Annotated in this window: 26 protein-coding genes; 11 read left to right on the top strand and 15 right to left on the bottom strand. The window is 62.1% G+C overall.

The genetic code is table 11. From position 1 onward, the window contains the following. Positions 1-6: 6 nt before the first annotated feature. The 6 genes from FO488_RS15305 to dusB form a co-directional block, all read right to left on the bottom strand. Positions 7-1,128, bottom strand: coding sequence for an efflux RND transporter periplasmic adaptor subunit (locus FO488_RS15305; RefSeq protein ID WP_168206058.1), 1,122 nt, complete (start codon positions 1,126-1,128; stop codon positions 7-9). Beyond that, positions 1,121-4,393 (bottom strand): efflux RND transporter permease subunit, encoded by a 3,273-nt coding sequence (locus FO488_RS15300; protein WP_149211349.1) that lies wholly within the window; start codon positions 4,391-4,393, stop codon positions 1,121-1,123. The genes FO488_RS15305 and FO488_RS15300 overlap by 8 nt, the downstream gene beginning before the upstream one ends. 309 nt (positions 4,394-4,702) lie before the next feature. Further along, complete coding sequence (locus FO488_RS15295) at positions 4,703-5,269, bottom strand: hydrolase (RefSeq protein ID WP_149211348.1); 567 nt, start codon at positions 5,267-5,269, stop codon at positions 4,703-4,705. A gap of 197 nt (positions 5,270-5,466) precedes the next feature. Continuing rightward, positions 5,467-6,909 (bottom strand): sigma-54 dependent transcriptional regulator, encoded by a 1,443-nt coding sequence (locus FO488_RS15290; protein ID WP_149211347.1) that lies wholly within the window; start codon positions 6,907-6,909, stop codon positions 5,467-5,469. A 118-nt stretch (positions 6,910-7,027) separates the two neighbouring features. Further along, complete coding sequence (locus FO488_RS15285; RefSeq protein ID WP_149211346.1) at positions 7,028-8,137, bottom strand: nitrogen regulation protein NR(II); 1,110 nt, start codon at positions 8,135-8,137, stop codon at positions 7,028-7,030. Continuing rightward, positions 8,124-9,113 carry a tRNA dihydrouridine synthase DusB gene (gene dusB / locus FO488_RS15280; RefSeq protein WP_149211345.1) on the bottom strand — a complete coding sequence of 330 codons (990 nt, stop codon included), beginning with the start codon at positions 9,111-9,113 and terminating at the stop codon, positions 8,124-8,126. Before dusB ends, FO488_RS15285 begins: the two co-directional genes overlap by 14 nt. A 203-nt stretch (positions 9,114-9,316) precedes the next feature. Between dusB and FO488_RS15275 the strand changes: the two genes are divergently transcribed. Further along, positions 9,317-9,640 carry a TatA/E family twin arginine-targeting protein translocase gene (locus tag FO488_RS15275; protein ID WP_149211344.1) on the top strand — a complete coding sequence of 108 codons (324 nt, stop codon included), beginning with the start codon at positions 9,317-9,319 and terminating at the stop codon, positions 9,638-9,640. An 86-nt stretch (positions 9,641-9,726) separates the two neighbouring features. Here FO488_RS15275 and FO488_RS15270 read toward each other — a convergent pair whose 3' ends face one another. Further along, positions 9,727-10,173 (bottom strand): Hsp20/alpha crystallin family protein, encoded by a 447-nt coding sequence (locus FO488_RS15270; RefSeq protein ID WP_149211343.1) that lies wholly within the window; start codon positions 10,171-10,173, stop codon positions 9,727-9,729. A 180-nt stretch (positions 10,174-10,353) separates the two neighbouring features. Here FO488_RS15270 and FO488_RS15265 point away from each other — a divergent pair, with 180 nt between their 5' ends. From FO488_RS15265 to FO488_RS15240, 6 genes are all read left to right on the top strand, one after another. Then, entirely contained in the window at positions 10,354-10,563 is a 210-nt protein-coding gene (locus FO488_RS15265; protein WP_149211342.1) for a hypothetical protein, read from the top strand. 85 nt (positions 10,564-10,648) lie between these two features. Beyond that, complete coding sequence (locus FO488_RS15260; RefSeq protein WP_205743288.1) at positions 10,649-11,302, top strand: DUF2238 domain-containing protein; 654 nt, start codon at positions 10,649-10,651, stop codon at positions 11,300-11,302. Between the two features lie 13 nt (positions 11,303-11,315). Continuing rightward, the gene (locus tag FO488_RS15255; RefSeq protein ID WP_149211341.1) at positions 11,316-12,098 is read left to right on the top strand and encodes an enoyl-CoA hydratase/isomerase family protein; all 783 of its coding nucleotides are present in this window, start codon (positions 11,316-11,318) and stop codon (positions 12,096-12,098) included. 102 nt (positions 12,099-12,200) lie between these two features. Then, positions 12,201-12,800, top strand: coding sequence for a transglutaminase family protein (locus tag FO488_RS15250; RefSeq protein ID WP_149211340.1), 600 nt, complete (start codon positions 12,201-12,203; stop codon positions 12,798-12,800). 152 nt (positions 12,801-12,952) lie between these two features. Further along, positions 12,953-13,219, top strand: a complete 267-nt coding sequence (locus FO488_RS15245) for a hypothetical protein (protein ID WP_149211339.1) — start codon at positions 12,953-12,955, stop codon at positions 13,217-13,219. Positions 13,220-13,515: 296 nt separating this feature from the next. Continuing rightward, a complete protein-coding gene (locus tag FO488_RS15240; protein ID WP_149211338.1) occupies positions 13,516-14,436 on the top strand; it encodes a bestrophin family protein in 921 nt (306 codons plus the stop codon). A gap of 189 nt (positions 14,437-14,625) precedes the next feature. Here the strand turns inward: FO488_RS15240 and FO488_RS15235 are convergent, their stop codons facing one another. The 4 genes from FO488_RS15235 to FO488_RS19710 form a co-directional block, all read right to left on the bottom strand. Beyond that, entirely contained in the window at positions 14,626-15,006 is a 381-nt protein-coding gene (locus FO488_RS15235) for a molybdenum cofactor biosynthesis protein MoaE (RefSeq protein WP_149211337.1), read from the bottom strand. A 125-nt stretch (positions 15,007-15,131) separates the two neighbouring features. Beyond that, positions 15,132-15,602, bottom strand: a complete 471-nt coding sequence (locus FO488_RS15230) for a DoxX family protein (protein WP_149211336.1) — start codon at positions 15,600-15,602, stop codon at positions 15,132-15,134. A 20-nt stretch (positions 15,603-15,622) separates the two neighbouring features. Next, the gene (locus FO488_RS15225) at positions 15,623-16,255 is read right to left on the bottom strand and encodes an FMN-dependent NADH-azoreductase (RefSeq protein ID WP_149211335.1); all 633 of its coding nucleotides are present in this window, start codon (positions 16,253-16,255) and stop codon (positions 15,623-15,625) included. A 144-nt stretch (positions 16,256-16,399) separates the two neighbouring features. Next, a complete protein-coding gene (locus FO488_RS19710; protein WP_205743287.1) occupies positions 16,400-16,750 on the bottom strand; it encodes a hypothetical protein in 351 nt (116 codons plus the stop codon). A 269-nt stretch (positions 16,751-17,019) separates the two neighbouring features. On the opposite strand from FO488_RS19710, the gene FO488_RS15215 reads away from it, so the two are divergent. Next, a complete protein-coding gene (locus FO488_RS15215; protein WP_149212217.1) occupies positions 17,020-18,582 on the top strand; it encodes a sigma 54-interacting transcriptional regulator in 1,563 nt (520 codons plus the stop codon). A gap of 144 nt (positions 18,583-18,726) precedes the next feature. Here the strand turns inward: FO488_RS15215 and FO488_RS15210 are convergent, their stop codons facing one another. From FO488_RS15210 to ligA, 4 genes are all read right to left on the bottom strand, one after another. Continuing rightward, positions 18,727-19,443 carry a DUF1847 domain-containing protein gene (locus tag FO488_RS15210; RefSeq protein WP_149211334.1) on the bottom strand — a complete coding sequence of 239 codons (717 nt, stop codon included), beginning with the start codon at positions 19,441-19,443 and terminating at the stop codon, positions 18,727-18,729. A 231-nt stretch (positions 19,444-19,674) separates the two neighbouring features. Continuing rightward, complete coding sequence (locus FO488_RS15205) at positions 19,675-20,211, bottom strand: metalloprotease family protein (protein ID WP_149211333.1); 537 nt, start codon at positions 20,209-20,211, stop codon at positions 19,675-19,677. Positions 20,212-20,221: 10 nt separating this feature from the next. Continuing rightward, a complete protein-coding gene (locus FO488_RS15200) occupies positions 20,222-21,124 on the bottom strand; it encodes an HDOD domain-containing protein (RefSeq protein ID WP_149211332.1) in 903 nt (300 codons plus the stop codon). A gap of 74 nt (positions 21,125-21,198) precedes the next feature. Beyond that, on the bottom strand, positions 21,199-23,244 hold the full coding sequence (gene ligA, locus FO488_RS15195) for an NAD-dependent DNA ligase LigA (protein WP_149211331.1): 2,046 nt from the start codon (positions 23,242-23,244) through the stop codon (positions 21,199-21,201). Positions 23,245-23,334: 90 nt separating this feature from the next. On the opposite strand from ligA, the gene FO488_RS15190 reads away from it, so the two are divergent. From FO488_RS15190 to FO488_RS15180, 3 genes are all read left to right on the top strand, one after another. Then, positions 23,335-24,117: an HD domain-containing protein gene (locus FO488_RS15190; protein ID WP_149211330.1), complete on the top strand. Its 783-nt coding sequence runs from the start codon at positions 23,335-23,337 to the stop codon at positions 24,115-24,117. 36 nt (positions 24,118-24,153) lie between these two features. After that, positions 24,154-25,131, top strand: a complete 978-nt coding sequence (gene pdhA / locus FO488_RS15185) for a pyruvate dehydrogenase (acetyl-transferring) E1 component subunit alpha (RefSeq protein ID WP_149211329.1) — start codon at positions 24,154-24,156, stop codon at positions 25,129-25,131. Between the two features lie 330 nt (positions 25,132-25,461). Further along, positions 25,462-26,448, top strand: a complete 987-nt coding sequence (locus FO488_RS15180) for an alpha-ketoacid dehydrogenase subunit beta (protein ID WP_149211328.1) — start codon at positions 25,462-25,464, stop codon at positions 26,446-26,448. Positions 26,449-26,584 lie beyond the last annotated feature (136 nt).

Genomic DNA, 26,584 nt, shown 5'->3' with positions numbered 1-26,584 from the left:
CCGCCGCTACTTCCTGCTTGCCTCGGCCGGCTGCACCAACTGCCCCTCGCTCATGCCGCTGCCCGGATTGAGCACGACCCGTTCCCCCTCCCTGAGCCCCGTGCTGCTCCGTACCATCGTGCCGTCGCTGTCGGCCACCGCCACCTCGCGGAACCTCACCCGGTTGTCGTTGTCCACCACCGCCACGTAGGAACGCTCCCCCTTCACCAGTAACGCCTCTGCCGGTACCTGCACCTGGGACGGGGCCGTGAGCGTCAGGTTGACCTGCACGAACCCGCCAGCCGGAATCGCGCCGGTCCGGTTGTCCAGGTCCAATTCCACCAGGAGCGTGCGGCTTTTGAGGTCGAGTGCGCCGCTGATGCGGGTTACGCTGGCCGAAAGTTTCACCTCCGGACGCGTCGCGTCGGCGATCACCGCCCGGTCCCCCTTCCTGACGACCGCAGCGTTTCTCTGGTCCAGGTAGACGTAGACCCTCAGCCGGTCGGTTTGGGAGATGGTCACGACCGGCTGCGCCGCGGTCTGGTTGGCGGCGGCACTCTGCAACAGCGCCCCGGGGTCTGCGAAGCGGGCCGTCACCGTGCCGCTGAACGGAGCACGCAGGGCCTCGTACCCTTTCTGGCTCTTCAGCCCCGCGGCGGTCGCTTCGGCGCTTTGGGCCGCCGCCTCGGCATTGTCGTAGTCCTGCCGGGCCACCACCCCGTCCTTGATCAAAAGCCGTTCCCGGTCGGCGAACAGCCGCTTGGTCCGGGCATCGGCCGCGGCCGCATCGTACTGGCGGTCCAACTCGGGGGATTCGAGCTGTGCCAGCAGTTGACCACGGTTAACCCGGTCCCCCTTGTCCACATGGATCTCGCGTAGATAGCCGCTTACCTTGGCGTACAGGGTCACCTCGGCAAAGGGGCGCGCCTCGCCCGACAGCACCACGTTTCGCTGTGCGGTCGAGCGGCCGGCGATGGCGACCGGCACCCGCGGCCCGGCCGTGAGGGCGGCCTGGCGCGCCTGGAGTTCCCCCCGCACCTGACTGTGGCGACTGCCGAGCAGCAGCGCCACGAGAGCCACCGCCAGCAACACCAACAGGCCACCGGCCAGAAATAATCGACTTCGCGATGTGAAACCGCGTTCATTCATTGGGATTTCCTCTCTCCTCCCCATCCTCGCCCCGCTCCGCAGCCAGGAAACGGTCGTCCAGGAGATGTTTGACCGGCATCCCGGTACGCAGCAACGAATAGATCACCGGCACCACGAACAGGGTCAGGAGCGTCGCCACCAGCAACCCGCCGATCACGGCCCGGCCCAGGGGGGCGTTCTGTTCGCCCGCCTCTCCCATGGCAAAGGCCATGGGCAGCATGCCGATGATCATGGCCAGGGCGGTCATCAGTACCGGCCTGAGCCGCGTCCTGGCCGCCTCCAGGGCGGCTTCCGCCGGAGTAACCGCCTTTTCCACCCTGATGTCGTTGGCAAAACTCACCAGCAGGATCGAATTGGAGGTGGCGATGCCGATGGCCATGATCGACCCCATGAGCGACTCCACGTTGATGGTGGTGCCGGTCAGGGCCAGCATCCAGAGTATCCCCATCAGGGCGCCCGGCACGGCCATCATGATGATGAACGGGTCGATCCACGACTGGAACAGCACCACCATGAGAAAATAGACCAGGAGAGTGGCCAGGACCAACCCCAATCCCAGGCTGCGGAAGGATTGGTTCATGACCTCGTTCTGGCCGCGCACCGTGATGCGCATGCCGGGGGGAAGTTTCCCGAGTGCCGCGATGCTCCTGTCGATATCCCGGATGACGGAACCCAGGTCGCGCCCTTCCACGCCGGCAGCCACGTCCAGTACCCGTTGCACCGTATAATGGGTGATGTTCTCAAGGCTCACCCGGTGGGAGATGAGCGCCAGGTTGCCCAGGGCCTGGGCCGGAATCTGGGGCGTATCCGCAGGTCCTGGCTGGAATGGCGGCTGGAGCAGCGCGCCGGCCGCCGGCGGGGTGACCGGCATGGCCGCCAGGTCCGACAGGGTGGCCTGGTACCGGCGCGGGATCTGCACCGCCACGGTGTAGTTGACGTTGTTGGCCGGGTTGAGAAAGAACGAGGGGGCGATCAGGATACTGGAGGAGAGGGCGATCAGGGCACTGGCGGCCACATCCCGTTCGCTCATACCGAGGCGGGCAGCCCGGACCCGGTCCACGTCCACCTGCAGGGCCGGGTAATCCAGCACCTGGTTGATATGCACGTCGGCGGCGCCGGGGATGGCAAGCAGGGCATCCCTGACCTTGAGGGCGTACGGGTAGGATTTGCCGAAGTCCGGCCCCTCGATCTGGATGTCGATGGGGGAGGTCAGGCCGAAGTTGAGCACCTGGGTGACGATGTCGGCGGACTGGAAATAGAAGGACGCACCGGGGAACGCACGGGGAAGGGCCTCGCGGAGTTGGTGCCGGTACCGCTCCGTTGGCCGGTGCCCCCGCTTGAGAGAGATCAGGATCTCGGCATCCATGCCGCTGATGTTCTCGGTCTGCACAAAGGCCAGGTTATAGAACGTGGGCACCCCGATCATGTCGTTGATGGTGTCGATCTCCTTGGCCGGGATGATCCCGCGGATCTGCTCTTCCACCCGGGCCAGCAATCTCTCGGTTTCCTCGATACGGGTTCCCGCCGGGGCGCGCATATGGAGTTTCATCAGCCCCACGTCCACCGCGGGGAAAAAGTCGGTGCCGATGACGAAGACCAGCCCCAGGCTGACCAGTCCCACCAGGGCCGCCACCGTCAGGGTGAAGGCGCGGTGGCGCAGGGCCACCGCCAGCAACCGGGCGTAGCGCTCCCGGAACCGTTCGAAGCCATCCTCGCGGTGTTCGTTCAGCTTTCGGAAGAGGGTGGTCATCCTCCCGGCTGATGGCGGGGCCCCTCTCTGACGGTGCTCCCCTCCCAGCAACATCCGCGACAGCACCGGCACCAGGGTGCGGGAGAGCAGGTAGGAGGCCAGCATGGCGGTCACCACCGCGAACGCCAGGGGGGTGAAGAGGTGCTTGGCCGGCCCGACCAGCAATACCACCGGAAAGAAGACCACGCAGATGGCCATGGTCGCCACGATGGCCGGCATCGCCACCTGGCGGGCGCTGTCCATCACCGCCATGGTGAGCGGCTTGCCCAGGGCGCGGTTGCGGTGGATGTTCTCCACCTCCACCGTGGCGTCGTCCACCAACATGCCGATGGCCAGGGCCACGCCGCCCAGGGTCATGATGTTGATGCTCTGCCCGGCCAGGTTCATGGCGATCATGGCGCTGAAGATGGCCAGGGGGATGGAGGTGGAGACCACGATCATGCTGCGCAGGCTGCCGAGGAAGACCAGAATCATGAGCGAAACCAGGATCGTGCCGACGACCGCCTCGCGCACCACCCCCTCCACCGCCGCCCGCACGAAAAGCGACTGGTCGAAGTCGATCTTCAGTTCCAGCCCCTGGGGCGCCACCTCCCTGATGGCGGGCAGGGCCTCGCGGGCGGCGTCCACCACCGCCAGGGTGGACGCATCGGCGTGTTTGAGGATGGACAGGTAGGTGGCCCTCCGGCCATTGACGTGCACGATGTTGTTCTGTTCGGCATAGCTGTCCGAAACCCGCGCCACGTCACCCAGGTAGACCGGGGCGTTGCCCACGACCTTGACCGGGATGGCGTTGAACTGGTCGATGATCCGCGGGCTGGAGTTGAGCAGCACGTTGTACTCCTGTCCGCCGATGCGGGCGGTGCCGGCCGGGATGATCACGTTGGAGGCCTGGAGAGCGCTTACCACGTCGGCCGGGGAGAGCCCCCGCGCCGCCAGGGCCGTGGGATCGATGTCGATCATGATCTGGCGGCTCTTGCCGCCGAAGGGCGCCGGCGTGGAGAGCCCCGGGATGGTGAACAGCTTGACCCGGATGAAGTTGAGGCCGTAGTCGAAGATCTTTTCTTCCGGAAGACTTTTGCTCGACAGGGTCAGTTGGGCCACCGGCACGTTGGAGGCGTTGAACTGGACAATGGCCGGCGGTTGGGTGCCGGGCGGCGCGATCCGGAGCAGGGTGCTGGAGACGGAGGATATCTGGGAGATGGCGGCGCCGATCCCGGTGCCGGGCTGGAAGTAGACCTTGAGGACCCCGGTGCCGGGGATCGACTGGGACTCGATGCGGGAGATGCCGTTGACGGTGGTGGAGTAGGCCCGTTCGCTGATGAGGACGATGCGCCGCTCCATGTCCTCCGGGGAGAGGCCGGGGTAGTTCCAGACCACGACCACTACCGGGATGTCGATCACCGGGAAGATATCGACGATCATCCTGGTGAGGGAAAGGGTGCCCAACACCAGGATCAACAGGGCCATCACCGCGACGCTGTAAGGGCGCCGCAGTGCCAATCTGACTATCCACATGACGAACCTCGCGAGAGGTTACAAGGTTTCCTGTCCTGTCGCCGGGCCGGTTTTGGATGGACTGGATGGGCGGCGTCATCAGGAAACGGCATGTTCCCTAATCTGTCATGGCAGAATCCTCATGCTCAATAATTACCAATAAGCTCTTTTATATCTTTTATACGATGATTGTACAATAAACGTTCTAATCTGCAAACCCGATTAATGAATGCTGCGGGGAAGGGGGGGCGGTGCGTCCCGACGGGGCAAAAAAAGGTGCGGGACCTGGCGATCCCGCACCTTGTGGCAATCGATTCCCGGAGCGGTGAGTTACCGCACCAGTTTGGACAATTTCTTGAACTCTTCCGTTCCCGCGATCTTCAGGAGCTGGAACAGGACCGATTCGGTGCAGGTGGGCACCGCGCCGGTGAGGGTCATGGCTTCGGCGGCGATCTGCCAGTTGCGTTTGCTGCGGCTCATGACCGCGTCCCTGACCACGTGGACCTCGAAGCCGGCGTCGCGCAGTTCGATGACGGTTTGCAGCACGCAGACGTGGGTCTCCATGCCGGTGACGATGATCTGGGTGCGGCCGGTGGCCTTGAGCTTGTCCATGAAATCGGCGCTGCCGCAGCAACTGAAGGCCATCTTCTCGAAATAGTCCGCGTCCGCGGCCTTTTCCCGCAACTCCGGCAGGGTGGGTCCCAGCCCCTTGACGTACTGTTCGGTGATGAGCGCCGGTATCCCCAATTCCCGGGCGGTTTCCAGCAGAATGGCGATATTCCTGGTCAGTTTGTGGAGGATCTTGTCGTCCATGGCCAGGCAGAGCTTCTCCTGGACATCGATCACCACCAGCAGAGCCTTGTCGCGCTCCAGAAAGAATCTGTCCTTTACCGACATGGTTCGATCTCCTTTCGAAGAGGTTGTTGAAAAACAGCCATCAGGCCTTCGTCCTCGACGGCCTTTTCGTGCGGCGTAGCGCCCGGCCTTCGCAGAAAGCTGCTTCGGCGGAGTAGGCCTGCTACGCCTCCTCAGGGCTTGTCGAGCGGGTGCGGCGATCTGACTATTTTTGAACAACCTGAGTTTTTCAATAGCTCTTAATCCCGTTTCAGCTCGATGCCCAGGTCGTTGATCTTCTTGCGCAGCGTGTTGCGGTTGATGCCGAGGATATCCGCCGCCTTGACCTGGTTCCAGCGGGTCTTCTCCAGGATGAAGCGGATCAGGGGGCGTTCCACCTGTTCCAGCACCATGGCATGGATGTCACCCTTTTCCAGCTTTTCGATGCCGTTCATGCAGGAACGCAGCTTCACGTCCACGATCGACTCCAGGGAGGCGTCGTGGGCCGGGGCCGGCTGCCCCCCGGAGAGCGGTTCGAGCCCTTCGAAGTCCCGGGGAGTCAAGAGCGGGTCGCTGGAGAGGATGACGGCGCGCTTGATGGTGTTTTCCAGTTCCCGCACGTTGCCGGGCCAGGAGTGGGCGGTCAGCACCGCCATGGCCTCGTCGGTGCACTGCTTGTCGCTGATGTCCAGTTCGGCGCAGGTCCGGCCCAGGAAGTACTGCACGAGCTGGGGGATATCCTCCCGCCGCTCCCGCAAGGGGACCAGGTTGATGGGAACGACGTTCAGCCGGTAGAAGAGATCCTCGCGGAACTCCTTCTGGCGGACCTTTTCGATCAGTTCCTGGTTCGTGGCGGCCACGATCCGCACGTCCACCGGGATGCTCTGGTTGCCGCCGGTGCGGGTGATCTCCCGTTCCTGGAGGACGCGGAGGATCTTGGCCTGCAGGTCGAGCGGCATGTCGCCGATCTCGTCCAGGAAGAGCGTTCCCTGGTTGGCCTGCTCGAACTTGCCCAGCTTGCGTTCCACGGCGCCGGTGAAGGCCCCCTTTTCAAAGCCGAACAGCTCGCTTTCCAAAAGCTCCTTGGGGATGGCGGCGCAGTTGATGGCGACGAACGGCTTGCCCAGGCGGCGCGAATTGAAATGGACGGCCCGCGCCACCAGTTCCTTGCCGGTCCCCGACTCCCCCTGGACCAGGATGGTGACGTCGCTGCCCGCCACCTTGCCGATAGTCTTGTAGACCTCGCGCATGGCGGGCGAGTTGCCGATGATGTTCTTCTCGACCTGGTAGCGCTCCTTGAGCTCCTGCTTGAGCAGGGTGACCTGGCCGGCAATCTCGCGGGCGCGGCCCACCTTCTCGATGATGGCGTCGATCACGTCAAGGTCGAACGGCTTGGTGATGTAATCGTAGGCCCCCCGCTTCATGGCCTCCACCGCGTTCTTCATGCTGGCCTCGGCGGTCATGATGACCACCAGCAGGTCGCTCTTCAGTTCGCGGATCTTGTCCAGCAGATCGAGGCCGCTGATGCCGGGCATCTTGATGTCGAGAATCGCCAGGTCGTAGCTGTTGTCCTGGACCAGGGAGAGCGCCTGCCGGCCGTCGTGGGCCAGGTCCACCGCGAACCCTTTCCGTTTCAGGGCCTTTGAAAGGACCCAGCGCATGCTCTCTTCGTCATCGGCCACCAGGATTCTGTTTAACGGCATTGTTGTTGTCCCCTGTTTTTAACGGATAAAATTGCATTATAGGACGTCACGGGCGCTTTCGGCCGGCAAGCGCGGCAGAGTCCCGTGGCGGATACGTCAGGCTGGCGATGCCGCCCGGTTATTGCACCAGCGGCAGGAGCACCGTGAACTTGGTCCCGTGGACGGCATCGGATTCCACCTTGATCATGCCGCGATGCTCCGCCACGATCTTGTGGCAGATGGCCAGCCCCAGGCCGGTGCCCGACGATTTGGTGCTGAAAAACGGCGTCCAGATGTTCTCCAGGTCCTCGGCCGGGATGCCGGGGCCGTCATCGGCGATCTCCACGGCGACCATGCGGGAGCGGCGGTCGTTCTGGGCCATGCGGTAGTCCGACAGCACCCGGCTCGCCACCGTCAACTGCCCGGTCTCCTGCAAGGCGTCGATGGCATTGCAGATCAGGTTCAGGAACAGCCGGGTCAGCATCTCCTCATCGGCCATGATCGGGGGGATGCTGGGGTCGAAATGCTTGTTGAAGGTGATGTCGCGCCCGGTTACGGCCTGCTTTTGCAGCAGGAGGATGTCGCCCAGCACCTTGTGCAGGTTGACCGGCCCCAGCTTGAGCCCCCGCGGCGAGGCAAGTTCCAGCAGTTCGCGGATGATGTGGTCGATACGCTCGGTTTCGCGGATCATCACCCGGGTGTAATCCAGCAGTTCGCTGCCGGCGTCCAGTTCCCGCTCCAGGAGTTGGGCCGCCCCCTTGATCCCTCCCAGGGGGTTCTTCACCTCGTGGGCCAGGCCGGCCGCCAGTGTCCCTATGGTGGAGAGCCGGTCGGCCTGCCGGACCGCCGCCTCCAGTTCGCGGATATACGTGATGTCCTTGAGGGACAGGATGGTGCCGATATTCTCGCCGGTCCCCAGCATGAGCGGGTAGCAGGTGGCGGCCACCGGCTTGACCTTGCCGGTGGAGCGGACCACCACGTTCTCGTGATCCGAGATGGTGATGCCGGTCTGGGTGGTCTTCTGGACCATCTCCACCAGGGTCTTTTCCAGGGCGAAGAGCTTGTCGAAGCTGGCACCCGTGGCCTGGCGCCGGGAAAACCCGGTGATCTCCTCGGCGGCCGGGTTGCACAGCGTGATCACGCCGCTGCGGTCCACGACGATCACGCCGTCGCCGACGCTGTCGAGCACGGTGGCGTAGTAATCGCCCGGATAGCTGCCTTGTTCGGCGATGTTGTCAGTCGTGGGCATGGTGGTCATCCGGTGTGCCGGATATCCTTTCGATCAGGGTGAATAAATCATCGACGGTGCGGACTGAATTGGCCTCCCGGCGGATATCCGCGGCCCCCGCGAAGCCGCGCGCATACCAGCCGATGTGCTTTTTCATCTCTCGGGCGGCCACGGCCTCGCCGCTTTCCCGAACGAACAGCTCCAGGTGCCGGCGAATGACGTCGGCCCGCTCGGCTGCGCCGGCCGGCGTCACGGTCCCCCGTTCCTCCAGCTCCAGGACCTGCCGGAATATCCAGGGATTGCCGAGGGCGCCCCGGGCGATCATCACCCCGTCGCATCCGGTTTCGGCCATCATGGCCCGGCAATCGTCGGCGCTGAAGATATCCCCGCTGCCGATGACCGGGATGGCCAGGGACTCCTTGAGCCGGGCGATCTGGCTCCAGTCGGCATGTCCCGAGAACATCTGGGAGCGGCTGCGGGGATGCAGGGTCACGGCGTCGCACCCCTCGGCCTCGGCGATTTTGCCGATTTCCAGATAGGTGTCGTCCCCGCAATGCCAGCCGGAACGGATCTTGATCGTCAGCGGCAGGGCGGTGGCGGCCCGCACGGCCTTGACGATGGCGGCAATGCCGGCCGGGTCGCGCAAGAGGGCGCTGCCGGCGCCGGTGCCGACCACCTTGCGGACCGGGCATCCCATGTTGATATCGAGCAGTTCCCCGTATTCCGCCACCATGCGGGCGGCTTCCGCCAGGCTCCCGGGCGTATCCCCGAAGAGCTGGATGCCCAAGGGGCGGTCTTCCGGGCAGCTCTTGAGCAGGGCCAGGGTGTTCGTGCCTTCGCGGACCAAGCCGTTGACGCTTACCATCTCGGTGAAGGCGAGGGCGGCACCATTGCGGCGGCAGAGGAGACGGAACGGCAGGTTGGTGATTCCGGCCAAAGGGGCAAGCACAACGTTGTGCGCCAGGGAGAGTCTACCGATTTTCAATGGTTTCAGCATGATGCACACAGGTCACGGCTAACGGAAGGAGAAAAAACAGATTGAGTAATGCCTAAATTTTGGGCATAGTATCACAGCGCTAAAAAATGGCAAGGGAAAATTCAGAAAATAATTGTTGCCAAGACGGCGGTTTACGGTTTTAATATTATTCTATCCATTACGCATGCATTGGGTGACAGGCCAGCGCAATCAAGGAGTTGAACATGTTTGGAATCGGTATGCCGGAACTTATCATCATTATGGTCATCGCCCTGATCGTCATCGGGCCGCACAAACTGCCGGAACTGGCCAAGTCGTTGGGCAAGGGGCTGGCGGAGTTCAAGAGGGCCTCCGAGGACTTCCAGCGCAACATCCAGGAAGAGGCCCGCAAGACCGAGGAGAAGGTGGAGCCGCAGGAGGCGGTGACGCCGCCCGCCGAGCCCGAGCATGTGGCTGCGGCCGCGCCGGCCGAGCATGATGCCGTGGAAAAGAAGGATGGGGCTGAGGCACAGAATGCCGCGGAGAAAAAGGATGCCCCCCACGCCTGAAGCGACGGCAAGGGTGGTGCCGGGGAAACGGAAAGAGCCGGGGCGCGCCCCGGCTCTTTTTTTGCGCTCTCAGGCCCGCAGGACGCTTATTTGACCTCGATGTTGATCTGTTTCGGTTTGGTCTCCTCCTTTTTCGGGAGGACGATGTTCAGGATGCCCTTGTCGCAGGTGGCCGCCACATGCTCCTGGTCGATGGTCGCCGGCAGGCTGAAGCTGCGCTGGAATGAGCCGAAATAGCGCTCGATGCGGTGATAGTTCTCCTTTTTGACCGACCCTTCGTGCTTGCGCTCCCCCTTGAGGATCAGGGTATTGTCCTCGATGCGCACATCGATGTCCTTCTGGTCCACGTCCGGCACCTCGGCCTTGATGACGATGGCATCCTCCGTCTCGTAGATGTCCACCGCCGGCTGCCAGATCCCCTCGCGGGTATCCTCACCGGAAATGTCATGGTTCCAGGAGACGTTCAACAGCCGATTCATCTGCTCCTGCATGGTGCGCAACTCCCTGAGCGGGTTGTATTTGACCAGTGCCATATGGGTATCCTCCCTGTTTTTAAAGTGGTGATCCTGTTCTATCAGAAAACATAATGTCGAATCTCCCAAAGTCAAGGGGAGGGGAGGCTCATTAAACTGGGTGTATTATTTTTTTGCGATAGTGTATAGTAAAAACGGATTGGCAGGCAGAATGGGCCGACAGGCCGCGGGAGACGAACCATGCCCCTGATAGTGGAAGCAATCTTCATAGCACTGACCATGCTTGTAGCCTTTTTCCTGGCATTCTTGATGATGTTCCTTCTGGCCCTGTTCCTTTCTCCCATCGAGCGCGGGCTTTCCAAGTTCATCTGGGACCTCACCGCCCCCCATACCCCTGCGCCGTCCCAGAAGGGCCCGACGTACCGGGATTTCAGCAAGAAACATTTCTGAGCCGGTCGAGTTGTCCCATGGCTGACACGCATCCAGGAAGGCGGCCGGCAGCGCGCCTCGCTGCCAAACGCGGGGCAAACCGGCCGTGACGACCGTGCTCCCCCCAAAGTGCCGCGAGCCGCGGCTACTGCTGGTCGCCACCCTGGCGGCCCTGGCCGTTTCCGCCATCCGCCCCCACGACTACACCACCTGGCTCCTGGAGGTCGCCCCGATCCTGGTCGGGCTGCCGCTCCTGATGGTCAGCTATCGCCGTTTTCCCCTTACCCCGCTCCTCTACCGGCTCCTCTTTGTCCATGCCCTGATCCTGATGGTCGGCGGCCACTACACCTACGCCGAGGTGCCGCTGGGATTCTGGATGAAGGACCTCTTCGGCTTTGCCCGCAACCACTACGACCGCATCGGCCACCTTGCCCAGGGCTTTGTCCCGGCCATCCTGGCGCGGGAAATCCTGCTCCGCCGGTCGCCGCTCGTACCGGGGAAGTGGCTCACCTTCCTGACGATCTGCGTCTGCATGACCGTCAGCGTTTTTTACGAGTTCATCGAATGGTGGAGCGCCGTCATCGGCGGTGAGGCCGCGGATGCCTTTCTCGGAACCCAGGGGGATGTGTGGGACACCCAGTGGGACATGTTCATGTGCCTTATCGGCGCGACCGCATCGCTGACCCTCCTGAGCAGGGTGCATGACCGCATTCTGGCCGCCCGTTTTCCGGGGGGCTTCGGTGATCTGCGCAAACAGTGACGGAGGAGGGCGTATGGAATTTAAGAACCTGCTGATGGAAACCGTTGACAACGTGGCCACCCTGACCGTCAACCGTCCCCGGAGCCTCAACTCCCTCACGGGCGAGGTGCTGGGCGAGCTGGAATGCGCCCTGTACGGCCTGGACCGGGATGCGGGCGTCAGGGCGGTGGTGCTGACCGGTGCCGGAGAGCGGGCCTTCGTGGCCGGTGCCGACATCAAGGAAATGGCCGGGATGAACGCCCTCGAGGGCCACGCCTTTGCCCGGAAGGGGCAGGGGGTGATGCTGCTCATGAACAGGATGAACAAGCCGGTCATCGCGGCGGTCAACGGCTACGCCCTGGGGGGCGGGCTGGAACTGGCCCTGGCCTGCGATTTCATCTACGCCGCCGCCACGGCCCGGTTCGGTTTCCCCGAGGTGACCCTGGGGATCATGCCCGGTTTCGGCGGCACCCAGAACCTGGCCCGCCTGATCGGCCCCAACCGGGCCAACGAGATGATCTTCACCGGCACGATGCTGGACGCCGACCAGGCCCGGGCCTGGGGGATCGTCAACCGGGTATTTCCCCCGGAGGAGCTTCTGGCCAAGGCCCGGGAAACGGCCCGGGCCATCGCCCGGGTCGCCCCGCTGGGGGTGAGCGGCGCCAAGGACGCCATCGCCAACGGCCTGAACATGGGCAAGGAGGACGGGTTCCGCTACGAGGCGGCCCTGTTCGGCGTGCTCTTTGCCACCGAGGACCAGCGGGAGGGCATGGGAGCTTTTGTGGAGAAGCGCCAGGCGGCGTTTACGGGGAAATAGGGGCGGTTTCATCCGTCCGGCGGGATGGGGACGGCTGCGAACCCAGGAAACCGTTTCCGACCCCCTTGGTTCCACACCTATCATATATCAAACGAGGACCCCATGTACCCTGAGTCGGACGATCTGAACGACTATCTGGTTTCCGATGCCGTTATCGACTGGCAGACCCCGGCTGTCCGGGAGAAGGCCCTGGAACTTACCGGGTCGTTGCCTGATGAGGTCGCCAAGGCCCGCTGTCTGTACGAATGGGTGCGGGACACCATTCCCCACTCCCATGACGCCGGCCTGGACGTGGTGACCTGCACGGCCAGCGAGGTGTTGCTGCACGGTACCGGAATCTGTTTTGCCAAAAGCCATCTCCTGGCCGCCCTGCTCCGGGCGGTCGGCATCCCGGCCGGTTTCTGCTACCAGGTGCTGCGGCTGGACCCGCCCGTGGACAACGAACCGGTGTTGCACGGCTTCAACGGCATCTACCTGGCGAGCCTCGACCGGTGGATTCGGGTCGATGCCCGGGGCAACACCAAGGGGATCGACGCCCAATTCAGCGTCGGGAAGGAGCAGCTCGCCTTTGCCATGGACCCGGAGGCGGACGAGTTCATCTACGAGGCGATCTTTGCGGCACCGGTGGAGAGCGTGGTCAACCGGCTGAGAAGCTACAAGAGCAGAAGCGAATTGTGGGACGATCTGCCCCAATGCCTGTGATTATTGCTTCGGTGATGGTCTATGCACCTCTTGGCGTAGGGGCGCATTGCATGCGCCCTGATTGGGCGACAGCGGTTCGCTCCGTGATTCGGATAGTTAACCGAAGCGATAACATTTGAAGGAATTGCATAAAAAGTGGCGGCACCATGAACATGACCAGGGACGTACACCTCTATAACCAGGGCAAAAACGCGCTGGCGCTGCTGGTGCACCGCTATCGGCAGCGCGGTTCGTACCGGATCATCCGCGATCCCGAAGGGGTCATCAGTTTGTGGGCCATCGAAGGGTACGAGAGAAGCCCGTTTTCCGTCTCCTTTGCGGATCGGGGGCGCATCAGCGGGAATATGGAGGACATGTCCCCCGAGTTTGTGCGGGCGTTCATCGAGTACGTGAGGAAAAACGGCGTGCCGGCCGCCTGAACCGACGGCGGGATGATTTTCCCCCCTGCGTCAAGCCCACGCCGCAAACTGCCGGGACCTGTCCGTATACCTTTTCATTGCCCCCCATGCATGCTACAGTGCCACCCTTTTCAGGTTAAGCCTCCAGGGATTCGGAACCATCGCAGTCTCCCCTCGCATCCCCCCGTTGTGCTCCATGATGCTGCGCCTCAAGTGCCATGAGCTGCCGTAACAGGCCTGCGAAACAATGCCGCCGGGAAGCCCGGCGACCTGTGCGGCACCCGCACGAACAACTTTTCATAGCCAAGGACGACACCATGATCGTACGCGAACGCCCCTCCGGGCTGCGCCTCTATTTCATCTTCAAGGGCTCCATGCTCCAGAGCATCCGCTGGCAACTGGTCAGCACCGTGCTGGTGGCCGCCGCCGTGTACCTGACCCACGGCATGCTGTTCGCCATCAAGATCACCATGACGCCGATCCCCTTCAGCCTTATCGGCCTGGCGCTCGCCATCTTTCTCGGTTTCCGCAACAATGCGAGTTACGAACGCTACTGGGAGGGGCGCAAGCTGTGGGGCGAGCTGATGATCGCCTGCCGTACCGTCACGCGGCAGATGCAGACCTTTGTTGGGGGGAATGACGCGGCTGAGGCGCGCCGCCGCATGGCATACCGCGCCATCGCCTTTGCCCACGCGCTCCGCCACCACCTGCGCGGATCAGACCCGCGGGAGGAGGTGGGCGCGCTGCTGACGGCAGGGGAACGCACGTCTTTCGAAGGAGCCGTTAACAAGCCGGATTTCCTGGTGCGCCGCATGGCCGCCGACCTGCGCGGCCTGGCCGATGAGCGGGCCATCAACCCGCTCTATGCCGCGCGCATCGACGAAACCCTGACGAGTTTTGCCACCATCCTGGCCGGCTGCGAGAGGATCAAGCAGACGCCGATCCCCTTTTCCTATACCCTGCTGATCCACCGCACGGCCTATCTTTACTGCTTCATGCTCCCCTTCGGGCTGGTGGACTCCATCGGCTTCATGACGCCGTTCGTCGTCGGCCTGATTTCCTACACCTTTTTCGGGCTCGATGCGTTGGGTGACGAGATTGCCGAGCCTTTCGGCACGTTGCCCAACGACCTGCCCCTGGCCGGGATTTGCCGCGGCATAGAAATCAGTGTCCGTGAGGCGCTGGGGGAGGAAGAGCTGCCCGAGGCGCTTGCGCCGGTTGATTTCTGCATCCTGTAGGCGCTGCCCCGAATTGTGGAGATGAGTGTTGAACTGACGCGCCGCGAGGCGCCTGGATGTCGCCCTGGCGCCTCGCGGCCGTAAGACGGCCCAGGGATGCTGTATCTTTGGAGAATACCGGCCACGGCGGAAGGGGCGGCTACCTCGCCGGCGCCCTGCCGGAGCGGCTCTGCCGGTGGCGGCGGTGTGTCAGCCGCAAATCTCGGTCTTGACGATGGTGTTCATCTTCTTCAGCCGGCTTATGGCCTCTTTGCAGGCTTCGAAGGCATCGCCGCTGTTGGGGGAGCTGACGGCTGCGAGCGAGATGATGTCGCCGACGCGGAGCCGGCCGGTGCGCCGGATCAGGAGGGCATCTTCCAGGGCGAATTCCGCGGTCAGCCCGGCGGCCATGTCGCGCAGTTCCGCCTCGGTATCGCCGTTTGCGGCATAGTCGATGTAGCTCGTGGTCCCGCCAACCCCCGCCATGGGTTTCACTACGGCATAGTGGACCACGACCGAACCGGCATTGGTCGTGGTTATCAGGTCGTAGATCTTTGCAGGATCGATAGGCTCGGTTGTCATTCTGACCATTGGGGACTCCGTTTCTGTGATGTTACCGGGATGATGGATCGTTTTATAGCCCATTTGACGTCTCTTGGCTATCTGTAGTTTCTTGTGCCGTTTCCGAGATGCATGAAGCGGGGGGGGGAGGGGGGCTACCTCGTTTTCCGTCGCGCGGACGCAATGAGCCGGTCGACGGACCAGCGTCCGCCGCCGCCGATGAGTAGCGCAACGCTGATGGCAATGGCAAGGAGATGGTACTCGATGCCCTCGCCGGCCTGTTTGCCGAACCAGTTCATGAAAAAGCCGTTCGGCCACGTGACCAGCGCGGCGGCACCGACCATGCTGGACAATATTCCGAATGCGGCCACGCGGGTTAAGAGGCCGAATACCAATCCCACCGCCCCCAGCGATTCCCCGAGAACGACCAGAATAGTGAGCGGTGCCGGAATATGCATGTTATCGGCAAACATGGCAATCGTGGCGCTCAAACCATGCCCGCCGAACCAGCCAAAGAGCTTTTGAGCTCCGTGGGGGAACATCGCCACGCCTAACATGATCCGCAGCACCAGCCCCGGCCACCCGGCATCCGTTTGAAACAAGATCAATTTTTTTGTCGTTGTCATGGTATCCCATCCTTTCACGTTCAGAATCGCGCCGCAGCTTCCAGCGCTTTTCGGATTGCCTGGTTTTTGAATTCTGCAGCCCTCTGGGGGATCGCATCAACGCCTTCGATCACGATGGCCTCGAACTCATCGATGCCCATGAAGCCCATTATGGACTTGAGGTACGGTACGGAATGATCCTCTTCCTTGCCGTAATGGAAGCCGCCGGTCGAGTGGATATGCAAACACTTTCTCCCTTGATTTTTGAGCAGCCCCTCTGCTCCTGCGGGGGTGTACGTGAACGTTTTGCCGACGACGCAAATGGTGTCGATGTACATCTTTAGTTCCGCCGGGAACCCCAGATTCCACATCGGCGTCACAAATACGTACTTGTCCATCCCGACAAATTGGTCTGCAAGCTTCCAGATGCGCCCTATTTTTCGCTGTTCATCATCGCTCAGCGCCGCAAAGCTTGTACCACTGCGCAACTTTCCCCAGCCGCTCAACACGTCTGCGTCGATCCGCTGGATGTTGTCGCGGTAGAGGTCAAGGAAATATATCTCGTCATCCGGATTGTGGCGCAGATATGCGTGCAAAAATTCCTTGGCGACCATGAGGCTTCTGGACTGTTCTACCGGTTTCAGGTTGCTGGTTATGTAGAGAACTTTTGCCATGGCGGTTCCTTCATCTGTGTCCGCGCGCTATGACCGCGCAAAATTTTTCGTAGTGCCAATGAGGCGAAATTGCAGTATGCGATAGGCATAAAACGAGGTGTCGTGCGGCTTATGCCGCACGACACCTCGTTTGCTCCGACTGAATCACAGCGAACCTGACGGCTCGTTGTTGTTGACATAATCCCTGATTTTTCCGGCGTCACTCCGTTCCTTCTGGAGTTTTTTCAGTTCTTCGGGGCTGTACACAGCGGTTCCCCTGACGATTTCCCTGTCCAGCCGCCCAATTCTCTCCTGTATCGAGTCGGAATTGTTCTGGCATATTACCTGGTGGGCTGTTGCCGCCTCTTCGGCCAGAGCGGGCAGCGCCGACATGATTATTGCCCCAGCCACAATCGACATTACGGTGTATGTTTTTTTCATGATAGATCTCACTTTCTCTTTAGTTGCGGTTAACTTGATTCTCGGTCCACGTCCTATTTTGTCGATCAAGTGCATGAACCTTCTCCCCCGGGTTGTCCTGCGGGTATCTTGCGGGAATCACCCGGCAACCGTTCGGCTGCGGGGCTATTCCATTGGTTCTGCCGGTTCGCTGGGTGGCTGATTTCTTACCCGTTGTTCTCCTTTCTGACGTAACAGATAGCCATAAACGTGCCAAAATTGTATACGTAGCAATATCAGGTAGATATGGAGTGGGTGCTGAATAATTGCAAAATATTGCTATTGCAACTTCATTATTTAGCAATCTGGGGTATAATTGCGAAATAATGCACTTTGCTGAAAATCCAGGATTGTTTGGGGGGATAGGCGTGGTCGACAGAGCCGAATTTTTCAAGCAGGTAACCAGCAGAATTTGCAGCAGCCTCCATATAGAAGTCGCCCTCCGGAGGACGTTGGAGTATTTGGTCGATTATTTCCCCCTGGACGAATTGTACCTCGACATTCTCGACGCTAATCTGGGGGCAATTCGAAGAATTGCGAATGTCAAGCTGGGTGAGACGTTGCCGCCAAAGCCGATTATTCCTCTGTCCAAAAAACTCTGGACATGGGTGGCGGGAAAACAGGTCCCCTTCATCATGGACGTGGACGACCCGAACTGCCGGGCTTTGAGTCCGCTTGTCAAACTGGAGGAAAACTCCGATTTGGTCCTGCCGCTGCGGATCGAGGAAAACCGGATCGGCCACCTTGTGCTGCGGGCCTATGGCAAGGGGAAATACACCCCGGCGCACGCGGATCTTCTGGCCTCCGCCGTTGAACCCTTTGCCATCGCCCTGGCCAATGCCCTGGCTCACGAGGAGGTCGTGAAATACCAGGACATCCTCCTGGACGATAACCGTTTCCTTAAAAACGAGCTCTTTTCCAAAGTGGGTGATGAAGTCATTGGCGGAAATTCCGGGTTGTGCAACGTCATGGAAATGGTCGGCCAGGTGGCGCCGCTTAACAATACGGTGCTGCTCTTGGGAGAAACCGGCACCGGCAAGGAAATTATCGCCAATACCATCCATTTCATGTCGCCACGCAAAGACGGCCCATTCATCAAGGTCAACTGTGGTGCCATTCCAGAAAGCCTTATCGACAGTGAACTGTTTGGACACGAGAAAGGAGCCTTCACCGGCGCGGGCACCGAGAAGCGCGGCCGCTTCGAGCGGGCAGCGGGAGGGACCATCTTTCTGGACGAGATCGGCGAGCTGCCACCGCTGGCACAGGTGCGCCTTTTGAGGGTTCTCCAGAATAGGGAGATCGAAAGGGTCGGCGGCACGAAACCTATCCCCGTGGATATTCGGGTAATTGCGGCAACCCACCGAAACCTGGGGAACATGGTGTCTGAAAATCTTTTTCGGGAAGATCTGTGGTTCCGGCTGAACGTCTTTCCCATAACCATTCCTCCGTTGCGCCAACGCCAGGAAGATATCCCCGCCCTGACCCGTCACTTTGTCGTCCAAAAAAGCAAGGAGCTGGGGATCGCCATCCCCCCGCCCATTGCCCCCGGCGCACTGGAACGGCTGAGGGGCTATGGTTGGCCGGGCAATGTCCGCGAATTGGAAAACCTGGTGGAAAGGGAGATCATACGACATCGAGGAGGGCAACTGATGTTCAACTCGTTACTGGCCGCCGAGGCCGCAGAGGTGGCGCCACCCCTTCAAGAGGGGAGTGCCCCCGGCACGCTCAGGCTTGATCATGCCATGTCGCTGCACATCAGTACCGTTTTGAAGATCGCCAAAGGCAAGATACACGGTCCGGGCGGTGCCGCAGAACTGCTCGGCATTAAGCCCGGCACCCTGAGGGCGCGCATGGACAAGTTGGGGATCAGGTATGGCCGGAGAAGGTGAACGGATGAAGATGGGTCTATATGATCGGCTGGTGCCGGCGCGATAGGGGGGCGAGGGCTGCCACGCAGGCCTCCGTATGGCGCCGGCTTCTCAATAGATGGCCGTCGTGGAACTGGGAGCCAGGAAAGGCATGTATTGGTCATATCATATTTTCATCTCCTGTTTCTGCAGCCGCTTGTAGTAAAAGTTTTGTCCGTATAGCACGGCGATGGGGTTGTGGCCGGTGACCCGGTCCTTGACCACCAGGGTGGTCACCGGGGCCTCGGAACGTTTGTTGAAAAGCATGTCGTGGCCGACGCAGAGGCCGAGAATGATGTTCATGTCGGTCTTGAGGCGGTTGCAGATCTCGGCCTGGGCAATGGGGTTGCAGGCCGGTTCGAAGGTGCCGGGCCTGACCTTGTCCCCTTCGTCCAGCCCCAGTTCCCGCTTGTCGATGCTTCCGGCCTTGCAGCAGACGCTCAGCGGTTCGAGCCCCTGGGCCTTCAGGATGGCCACGAGGCGGTCGGCCTCGTCCAGAAGGCCGATGCAGGTGGCAATGCCGATCCTTGTGTATCCCATCAGCTTGGCAAAGGCGATGGTGTCCTCCACCCGGGTCCAGCGCGGCATGATCACATCGCTCCCGGCCGTCCGCTGGTAGCAGAGTCCCTCCACCCGCGCCGCCACCAGGGCGATGCGGGCCTCCTCGCTGTCTCCCCGGTATTCCCCGAACGCCTCTTTCACCACGTCGTCATAGGTGCCGGACGGACAGTTGCCCGGCTTGGGGGGGGCACTTGCCGGGTCGCCGCTCCAGCAATTGGTGGTGCCGCACTTCTGCCATACGGCACTGCACTTGGAACATGAAACCGGTGTTTCGTCCGACATGATAAACCTCCCGAATCTGAAATTGTATGAACCTAAAAATTCCCTGAAAATCCAAACCCGCCACGGAGGCACAGAGACACAGAGAAAACCAGGAGTAAGACAAGCAAAAAAGGTTCTTGATGATAGTATTATCGAAAAATAGTTTTTGTTTTTCTCTGTGAACCTCTGTGTCTCAGTGTCTCTGTGGCAGATTTGAGGTTTTTCAGTGTTTTTGGGGATTGAGGTTGCGGGTCACCCCATGAACGCCACCAGCAGGAGCGGCGGCAGGGCGACCAGAACCGTGGCGAACAGGGCGTCGAGCCAGATGGCGGTACCGGCCTGGCACAGGCGGATCAGCCCCACCGCCGGCACGAGCAGCAGTTTTCCCGGGAAGCCCATGTGCGGGCTGGTGACGTCCCGCCAGAGGGCATCGCCGTCGCCGCTGCTGGGAAAGGCGTGCAGGGCGATGGAAAAGCCGAGCCAGGCCCCGGCAAGCACGGCAGGGTCCCGGAATTCGGCCGCCGCCGGGCTTGCGGCGAGGAGGGACGCCAGCAGGCTGACCGCCAGGGCCGCCGCGGTGGAAACGAAAAACGGCGCCACCGCCACCATGATGTGCTGAACGGCGGATGCCGGCTGTTCATGGAGCACATACCCCACGGGGTTGCCCAGACGCAGATAACAGACCTTGACGACGCGGATGCCGAGCCGGCGGCAGGCCCAGGCATGGGCGAATTCGTGCACCACCACGCCCGGAAAGGTCAAAAGCGAGACGATCAGCCGGATGCTCATGACTGCCGCTTCACGCCGTGGTCATGGTGTTGAAGAGCTGGTTCACCTCGCGGAAGACCTCCACATACTCATCGGAGAGCATGAAGAAGAAGTCTCCCATATTGTCGGGAAGGGGATGGCGCGAATGCTGCCTGAGCAGGTTCCAGGCGTATTCCTCGGACCGGTCGGGTTTGGTGGCCTGGGCCACGCTGTCCGAGATGGTGTAGGCGAGGCAGAAAAAGTCGGCCAGCGCGACGATGGCGGTCAAGAGCGGGTCCTCTATGGCCAGTTCGGAGGTGTGGTGGTGGGAGATGACGTCGCTGTACACCGGCGGGAAGTTCCAGCGCTGGGCCAGGCAGAGCCCCACCTCGCAGTGGGTGGTGCCGAAAGTCTCCTGCTCGGCGTCGTAGGTCGTGCAGCGGGTGTAATTGATGGTGGCGAGCATCTCGCCGTATTCTTCCTTGAGATAATGGCCGAAGAAGACCTTGCCGATGTCGTGGATGATGCCGACCATGTAGGCCAGCTCGGTATCGGCGTACCCCACCATGGCGGCGATGCGGCGGGACATGGAGCCGACGCTGAAGGAATGCATCCAGAAGACGTTCAGGTCGAAGGGCTGTTCCTGGACCTTGAAGCCGTCCACGAAATAGCTGGTGAGGATCATCTCGCGCACGCTCCTGAACCCCAGGTAGAGCAGGGCGCGTTTTACCGAGGTGATCTTGCTCCCCGGCATGTAGAGCGGCGAGTTCACCACCCTGATGACCCGTGCCGCCAGCACCTGGTCGGAGAGGATCAGGTCCGCGATCTCGTCCGGGTTGGACTCGTGGTTGTCCAGGAGCCTGATGACCCGTGAAACGATCACCGGGATGGTCGGCAGGTCGCTCACGTCCTTGAACAGCTTGCGGGCCTTGATCATCATTGCTGCTTTGTCCAAGAGTCGTTCCTTTCGGTCTTCCGCTTGTGTGGGATGCCCTGAATCCGTGACGTCTTCACGGATTCAGGGGCATATCAGTCCGTCTTCTGCACGAGTTCGGAAAACTGGGCCTCCGAGAGCACGGCAACGCCCAGCTCCCTGGCCTTGTCCAGTTTGCTGCCCGGCTCTTCGCCGGCTACGACGTAGTCGGTCTTTCGGGAGACGGAGCCGACCACGTGCCCCCCCTCGTCTTCAACGATCCGGCGGGCCTGATCGCGGGTGAACCCGGCAAGTCCGCCGGTGAATACGAAGCTTTTGCCGGTGAGTCTGCCGCCGACCCGTTTCTCTTCGGCGGTGGGGGCCACGCCCGCTTCCTGCAGGCGCCGGACGACGGCCACGTTGTCCCGGTTGTCAAAGAAGGTGCGGATGCTGTGGGCAACGGTGGCGCCGATGTCGCGGATGCCGGTCAGTTCCTCGATGGTCGCCTGCTCCAGATTCTCCAGGCTGCCGTAGGACTGGGCCAGGGTCTTGGCCGTGCGTTCGCCCACGTGGCGGATGCCGAGGGCGAAGATGAACCTGCCCAACTCCCGCTGTTTGCTGTTCTCGATGGCCGCCAAAAGGTTGCCGGCCAGTTTGTCCCCCATGCGTTCGAACTGCATGAAATCGTCACGGGTCAGGCGGTAGATGTCGGCCACGTTGTGCACCAGTCCCAGGGAGAGGAGCTGTTCGATGAACTTCTCCCCCAGCCCCTCGATGTCCATGGCGTTGCGCGAGGCGAAGTGGATGAGCGACTCGCGGATCTGGGGCGGGCAGGAAAGCCCCATGCAGCGCACCGCCACCTCGTCGGCGATGCGGACCACCTCCGAGCCGCATTCCGGGCAGGTCTGGGGCGGTGGCAGCAGCAGCTCCCGGCCGGTGCGTTTTTCCGTCAGCACCCTGACCACCGCCGGTATGACGTCGCCGGCCCGCTCCACCAGAACGGTATCGCCGATGCGGATGTCCTTGGCGGCGATCTCGTCCCAGTTGTGCAGCGTGGCGCGGGCCACCGTCACCCCGGAAACCACCACCGGCCGCAGGTGTGCCACGGGCGTAATCACCCCGGTGCGCCCCACCGACGGGACAATGGCCTCCACCACGGTCTCCGCCTGGCGCGGCGGGAATTTGCAGGCGATGGCCCAGCGGGGCGAACGGCTCTTCTCTCCCAACTCCCGCTGGAGGGTATAGGAATCCACCTTGATGACCGTGCCGTCGATCTCGTAGGGGAGCGACTCCCGGCGTTCCTGCATCTCGTGGTAATACGCCACCGCCGCCTCGATCCCGGTCACCGGGCGCACCAGCGGGTTGACCGGCAGCCCGTGGGCGCCAATGAACGCGAAGAACTCCTGCTGGGAATCGTAGGTCGTCCCCTCGCTGACGCCGGGGGCGTAGCAGAAGAGGGAGAGCGGCCGCCGCGCCGTGATGCGCGGGTCCAGCTGGCGCAGCGAACCGGCCGCCGCGTTGCGCGGGTTGGCAAAGGGGGGCTCGCCGTTTTCCTCCTTTTCCCGGTTGATGCGCTGGAATGCCTCCAGGGAAAGGTAGACCTCGCCCCGCACCTCCAGCACCTGCGGGGCGTCGGTGCCGGCAAGCCGCAGGGGGAGCGCGCGGATCGTGCGGATATTCGCGGTCACGTCTTCACCGGTCAGGCCGTCGCCCCGGGTGGAGGCCACCGACAGTGCGCCGTTCTCGTACACCAGCTCCACGGCCAGGCCGTCCATCTTCGGCTCGCAAACATAGCTCACCTCCGCCTCGGCCGGCAGCGCCAGGACCTTCTTGACCCGCTGGTCGAACTCCCTGATCTCCTCTTCATTGGTGGCGTTTTCCAGCGACAGCATGGGGAGCCGATGGGGCAGGGGGGCGAACTTGTCCAGGGCCGCGCCGCCGACCCGCTGGGTCGGTGATTCGGGAGTCACCAGGTCGGGGTAGTGTGCCTCCACCGCCTGGAGTTCGCGGAACAGGGCGTCGTACTCGGCGTCGCTGACCTCCGGCGTGTCCAGCACATAGTACATCCGGTTGTGGTGCTCGATCTGGCGGCGAAGTTCCTCGGCCCTGGCCCGAGCACTCTCCAGTGGATCGTGTATGTCAGGCAACAAGGGCAATTGCATGGGGCGCTCCGGGAGATGATATTTGACTTCACCGCAGATTACAGTATTATTTCAGCAATTTCAACGCCCCAGGCGAGAACCGGACGATTCATGGAACAACAGCGCCTTGCGGCTATCGGCCGATGGTTCGACGACTATACCCGCACTTTTCTCGATACCGACCCGGAAGGGGTTGAAAATATTCGGCTCAAGATCGAGCACACCCGCAAGGTCTGCGCGGTCAGCGACATCCTGGCGGCGGGCGAAGGGCTTTCGGCCGAGGAGGCCCGCATCGCGCAGGCCATCGCCCTGCTCCACGACGTGGGGCGTTTCCCCCAGTACCGCCGCTGGCGTACCTTCCGCGACCGCGACTCCGACAACCATGCCCGGCTTTCGGTGGAGGTGATCGCCGAACAGAGCCTGCTGGCCGGCCTCGATTCGGGCGAATGCCTGTTGATCGAGGAGGCGGTGCGCTTCCACAACCTGCTGGAACTGCCCGAACGGGTCGCTTCGCCCACCCGGCTGTTCATGCGGCTGATCCGGGACGCGGACAAACTGGATATCTGGCGGGTTTTCATCGAGCTTTTCACCCTGCCGGAGGAGCGGCGGGCCTCCGCCGCCACCCTGGATTTCCCCGATCTGCCGGGCTGCACGCCCGCCTGCCGGGATGCCTTGCTGGCGCAGCGGGTCGTGAGGCTCGATCAATGCCGGGTCCTCAACGACTTCAGGCTCTTGCAGATCTCCTGGGCCCTTGACCTGGGGTTCGCCTCGTCCTATCGCCTGCTGCAGGAGCGCGACTATATCGCTCGCCTGGCAGGCACCATCAATGGTAAACTGGATATCGGGACAGCCATCGACGGTATTCGGCGGGAGGTCGCCCGCCGGGCTGCATAGTTTGTACCCCCTGCGACCACCGAAGCGGAGGCGATTATGGAAACCAGACTGCGTATGGTTTTGCCGGATCAGGAACTGCTGAGGCTCTACGGGCAGATGTTTCTTTCGCGGGAATTCGAGGAGCATTGCGCCGAACAGTACGCCAAGGGGAATATCACCGGATTCCTCCATCTGTACAGCGGCCAGGAGGCCGTGGCGGTGGGGGCGACGGCCGGCCTGCACAAGGACGATTATATCCTGTCGGCCTATCGTGAACATGCCCAGGCCATCGTGCGGGGCGCCGACCCGAAGCGGGTCATGGCCGAACTGTTCGGCAAGGCCACCGGCCTCTGCAAGGGGAAGGGGGGCTCCATGCACCTCTTCGATCCGTCTCTCAACTTCATGGGGGGCTACGCCATCGTCGGCGGCCAGTTCCCCCTCTCCGCCGGGCTGGCCTTCAGCGCCAAGTACCGGGGCGAGGACCGCATCGCCGCCTGCTTCTTCGGCGACGGCGCGGTCAACCAGGGCACCTTCCACGAATCCCTCAACTGGGCCCAGTTGTGGGAACTGCCGGTACTCTTCATCTGCGAGAACAACTTCTACGGCATCGGCACCGAGGTGCACCGCTCCTCGGCCCTGGCCTCCATCCACCGCCGCACCTGCGGCTATGACATCCCCTCGGAAAAGGTTGACGGCATGGACGTGATCGCGGTCTACAAGGCGGTGAAGCACGCCGCCGAAAAGGTGCGGGAAGCCGGGCGGCCCTACTTCATCGAGGCCACCACCTACCGTTTCCGGGGGCATTCCATGGCCGATCCGGGCAAATACCGCTCGGCCGCCGAGCACGAATTGTGGAAGTCCCGCGACCCGCTGCCCAATTTTGCCAAACGTCTGCTGGAGGAGGGGATCGCCACCCGGGAGGCCCTGGACGCCATCGAGGCGGGGTGCCGGGCGCAGGTGGCGGAGGCGGTGGCCTTTGCCGAGGAATCGCCCTGGCCGGAGGATGGCGAGGTGTACAGCGATATCTATGTCTGATTTTTAAACTTTAGCATCTGAACATCTGCCACAGAGACACGGATACACAGAGGTACACAGAGAAAAACGGGAAAAGAGATGAAAAAAGATCCGATGGATCGTCCTGACGTTTGGAAAGAAACTACAGGACCATGCCCTAAGCGTGGTTTCGAGGTGGTCGTTGCAAGACGATCCCGAAAGACTCAAGAACTCTATTTTGGTTGTGCGCGGCCTAAACAAGGCCCTAAGTCTGGATGCAATTTCAAGGGATGTCGAAGCCACTAGAGTTTTCTCTGTGTACCTCTGTGTATCCGTGTCTCTGTGGCAGATGTATAGCTTTTGGAGGTTTTTATGGCGGAAATGACCTATCGCGATGCCATCAACCTGGCCCTCAGGGAAGAGATGCGCCGCGACCCGTCGGTGGTGGTCTGGGGCGAGGATGTGGCGCTGTACGAGGGCTCCTTCAAGGTGACCCGCGGGCTGTTGGCCGAATTCGGCGAGGAGCGGGTCAAGGATACGCCCATCTCGGAGAATACCATCATCGGCGTGGCCGTGGGGGCGGCCATGGGGGGCCTGCGCCCGGTGGCCGAGCTGATGACGGTGAACTTCGCCCTGCTGGCCATGGACCAGATCGTCAACCACATGACCAAGATCCGTTACATGTTCGGCGGCCAGGCGTCGGTGCCCATGACGATCCGCATGCCGGGCGGCGGGGGGAGCCAGTTGGGGGCCCAGCACTCCCAGAGCCTGGAGACCTTTTTCATGCACTGCCCCGGGATGCGGGTGCTCTATCCCGCCACGCCGGGAGATGCCAAGGGGCTCCTGAAGAGCGCCATCCGCGACAACAACCCGGTCGTCTTCCTGGAGCATGAACTGCTCTACAACAGCAAGGGGGAGGTGCCGGAAGACCCGGAATACCTGATTCCCATCGGCAAGGCCGCCGTCAAGAGGCCGGGGGAGCGGGTCACCATCGTGGCCTATGCCCGCATGACCGTGCTGGCCCTCCAGGCGGCCGAGGAGTTGGCCCGGGAGGGGATTTCCTGCGAGGTGGTGGATCTGCGCAGCCTGGCGCCCCTGGACGACGATACCGTCATGGCCTCGGTGAAAAAGACCGGCCGGGCGGTGGTGGTGGAGGAGTGCTGGCGCACCTGCGGCCTGGGGGCCGAGATCGCCAGCCGGATCTTCGAAAACTGCTTCGATGTCCTGCAGGCGCCGGTCAGGCGCGTTTCGGGGCTGGACGTGCCCATGCCCTACTCGCGCAAGATCGAGAAACTCTGCATCCCCCAGGTGGAAACCATCGTCCAGGCCGTGAAGGACGTGGCGGGCGGCCGCTATTGATTCAAGCCCAGGGCCTGCCTTGCCCGCCCCCCTGGCCCTTTAGGCCCCAGGGGGGCGGGCGTGGTTGATATGAGTAGCAGCATACTGATTGCGACTTGAAATGAAACCGCCCGACCGGCCCGCCCTGCGCGCCGGC

It is taken from the genome of Geobacter sp. FeAm09 (genome assembly GCF_008330225.1).
Classification (GTDB): Bacteria; Desulfobacterota; Desulfuromonadia; order Geobacterales; family Pseudopelobacteraceae; genus Oryzomonas.
Note: the sequence above shows the minus strand (reverse complement) of the source record. Positions and strands in the feature narration are given on the sequence as shown.

What these genes read in the sequence shown, in the direction of transcription:
- dusB (WP_149211345.1), bottom strand. Translation starts at nt 9,113, where the DNA reads ATGCTGAAACCATTGAAAATCGGTAGACTCTCCCTGGCGCACAACGTT.
- ligA (WP_149211331.1), bottom strand. Translation starts at nt 23,244, where the DNA reads ATGCAATTGCCCTTGTTGCCTGACATACACGATCCACTGGAGAGTGCT.
- FO488_RS15265 (WP_149211342.1), top strand. Translation starts at nt 10,354, where the DNA reads ATGCCCCTGATAGTGGAAGCAATCTTCATAGCACTGACCATGCTTGTA.
- FO488_RS15190 (WP_149211330.1), top strand. Translation starts at nt 23,335, where the DNA reads ATGGAACAACAGCGCCTTGCGGCTATCGGCCGATGGTTCGACGACTAT.
- FO488_RS15225 (WP_149211335.1), bottom strand. Translation starts at nt 16,255, where the DNA reads ATGGCAAAAGTTCTCTACATAACCAGCAACCTGAAACCGGTAGAACAG.
- FO488_RS15235 (WP_149211337.1), bottom strand. Translation starts at nt 15,006, where the DNA reads ATGGTCAGAATGACAACCGAGCCTATCGATCCTGCAAAGATCTACGAC.
- FO488_RS15240 (WP_149211338.1), top strand. Translation starts at nt 13,516, where the DNA reads ATGATCGTACGCGAACGCCCCTCCGGGCTGCGCCTCTATTTCATCTTC.
- FO488_RS15270 (WP_149211343.1), bottom strand. Translation starts at nt 10,173, where the DNA reads ATGGCACTGGTCAAATACAACCCGCTCAGGGAGTTGCGCACCATGCAG.
- FO488_RS15250 (WP_149211340.1), top strand. Translation starts at nt 12,201, where the DNA reads ATGTACCCTGAGTCGGACGATCTGAACGACTATCTGGTTTCCGATGCC.
- FO488_RS15300 (WP_149211349.1), bottom strand. Translation starts at nt 4,393, where the DNA reads ATGTGGATAGTCAGATTGGCACTGCGGCGCCCTTACAGCGTCGCGGTG.
- FO488_RS15275 (WP_149211344.1), top strand. Translation starts at nt 9,317, where the DNA reads ATGTTTGGAATCGGTATGCCGGAACTTATCATCATTATGGTCATCGCC.
- FO488_RS15210 (WP_149211334.1), bottom strand. Translation starts at nt 19,443, where the DNA reads ATGTCGGACGAAACACCGGTTTCATGTTCCAAGTGCAGTGCCGTATGG.
- FO488_RS15255 (WP_149211341.1), top strand. Translation starts at nt 11,316, where the DNA reads ATGGAATTTAAGAACCTGCTGATGGAAACCGTTGACAACGTGGCCACC.
- FO488_RS15295 (WP_149211348.1), bottom strand. Translation starts at nt 5,269, where the DNA reads ATGTCGGTAAAGGACAGATTCTTTCTGGAGCGCGACAAGGCTCTGCTG.
- FO488_RS15285 (WP_149211346.1), bottom strand. Translation starts at nt 8,137, where the DNA reads ATGCCCACGACTGACAACATCGCCGAACAAGGCAGCTATCCGGGCGAT.
- FO488_RS15305 (WP_168206058.1), bottom strand. Translation starts at nt 1,128, where the DNA reads ATGAATGAACGCGGTTTCACATCGCGAAGTCGATTATTTCTGGCCGGT.
- FO488_RS15230 (WP_149211336.1), bottom strand. Translation starts at nt 15,602, where the DNA reads ATGACAACGACAAAAAAATTGATCTTGTTTCAAACGGATGCCGGGTGG.
- FO488_RS15290 (WP_149211347.1), bottom strand. Translation starts at nt 6,909, where the DNA reads ATGCCGTTAAACAGAATCCTGGTGGCCGATGACGAAGAGAGCATGCGC.
- FO488_RS19710 (WP_205743287.1), bottom strand. Translation starts at nt 16,750, where the DNA reads ATGCACTTGATCGACAAAATAGGACGTGGACCGAGAATCAAGTTAACC.
- pdhA (WP_149211329.1), top strand. Translation starts at nt 24,154, where the DNA reads ATGGAAACCAGACTGCGTATGGTTTTGCCGGATCAGGAACTGCTGAGG.
- FO488_RS15245 (WP_149211339.1), top strand. Translation starts at nt 12,953, where the DNA reads ATGACCAGGGACGTACACCTCTATAACCAGGGCAAAAACGCGCTGGCG.
- FO488_RS15180 (WP_149211328.1), top strand. Translation starts at nt 25,462, where the DNA reads ATGGCGGAAATGACCTATCGCGATGCCATCAACCTGGCCCTCAGGGAA.
- FO488_RS15205 (WP_149211333.1), bottom strand. Translation starts at nt 20,211, where the DNA reads ATGAGCATCCGGCTGATCGTCTCGCTTTTGACCTTTCCGGGCGTGGTG.
- FO488_RS15215 (WP_149212217.1), top strand. Translation starts at nt 17,020, where the DNA reads ATGCACTTTGCTGAAAATCCAGGATTGTTTGGGGGGATAGGCGTGGTC.